The 1,325-nt window shown below is 42.3% G+C and carries 2 rRNA genes; both read left to right on the plus strand.

The features are described from left to right. Window positions 1-695 (plus strand): 16S ribosomal RNA (locus tag T347_RS0103690); the annotation flags it as partial. A gap of 273 nt (window positions 696-968) precedes the next feature. Beyond that, window positions 969-1,325 (plus strand): 23S ribosomal RNA (locus T347_RS0103695); the annotation flags it as partial.

Here is a 1,325-nt window from a genome sequence, read left to right on the forward strand (position 1 = left end):
TTATACCTCGGTGCTGCAGCTAACGCATTAAGTACTCCGCCTGAGTAGTATGCTCGCAAGAGTGAAACTCAAAGGAATTGACGGGGACCCGCACAAGTGGTGGAGCATGTGGTTTAATTCGAAGCAACACGAAGAACCTTACCAGGGCTTGACATCCAGTGCAAAGGCATAGAGATATGCTGGAGGCTAACATTGAGACAGGTGGTGCATGGTTGTCGTCAGTTCGTGCCGTGAGGTGTTGGGTTAAGTCCCGCAACGAACGCAACCCTTGTCATTAGTTACTAACATTCAGTTGAGGACTTTAATGAGACTGCTAGTGTAAGCTAGAGGAAGGTGGGGATGACGTCAAATCATCATGCCCCTTATGTCCTGGGCTACACACGTGCTACAATGGTCGATACAAAGAGTCGCAATCTCGTGAGGGGGAGCTAATCTCAAAAAGTCGATCTCAGTTCGGATCGAAGTCTGCAACTCGACTTCGTGAAGCCGGAATCACTAGTAATCGCGAATCAGCTATGTCGCGGTGAATACGTTCTCGGGTCTTGTACACACCGCCCGTCACACCACGAGAGTGGGTAATGCCAGAAGTAGGTAGCTTAACCGTAAGGAGAGCGCTTCCCAAGGTAGGACTCGCGATTGGGGTGAAGTCGTAACAAGGTATCCCTACGGGAACGTGGGGATGGATCACCTCCTTTCTATGGAGTTAAAATTTATAAAAGCAGAGTGAAACTGCTTTGACTATTCTTGTTCTATTTAGTTTTCAGAGGTTATTAATTTAATCTCTGAAAAGATTGTTCTTTGAAAACTGAATATTAGATGAAATTATTGATTCATATTTATATGGATCAATAAATTAACAATTTTCTGTTAATAATCGTAAGATTATTTAACACAAATTTGACATCAGTTATAAAAAACTAAAATTTTTATATTACAAATATATGTTATAAATTGCAAATAGATTTTTTCTAAAAAATAGTAAGAGCATATGGTGAATGCCTTGGAAAATGGAGCCGAAGAAGGACGTGACTACCTGCGAAAAGCATCGGGGAGCTGGAAGTGAGCTTAGATCCGGTGATGTCCGAATGGGGAAACCCAGTACGATTAATCTCGTATTATCCATAACTGAATACATAGGTTATGAGAAGGGAACCTTGGGAACTGAAACATCTTAGTACCAAGAGGAAAATAAAATAAATAATGATTCTGTTAGTAGCGGCGAGCGAAAGCGGAACAGGCCAAACCAGTCTACGGGCTGGGGTTGTAGGACTTTAGTTAGAGTTACAAAATTGCTGTATAGTAGAAGCTACTGGGAAGTAGTGCCA

It is taken from the genome of Mesoplasma photuris ATCC 49581 (assembly GCF_000702725.1).
In the GTDB taxonomy this organism is placed as follows: Bacteria; Bacillota_I; Bacilli_A; order Mycoplasmatales; family Mycoplasmataceae; genus Tullyiplasma; species Tullyiplasma photuris.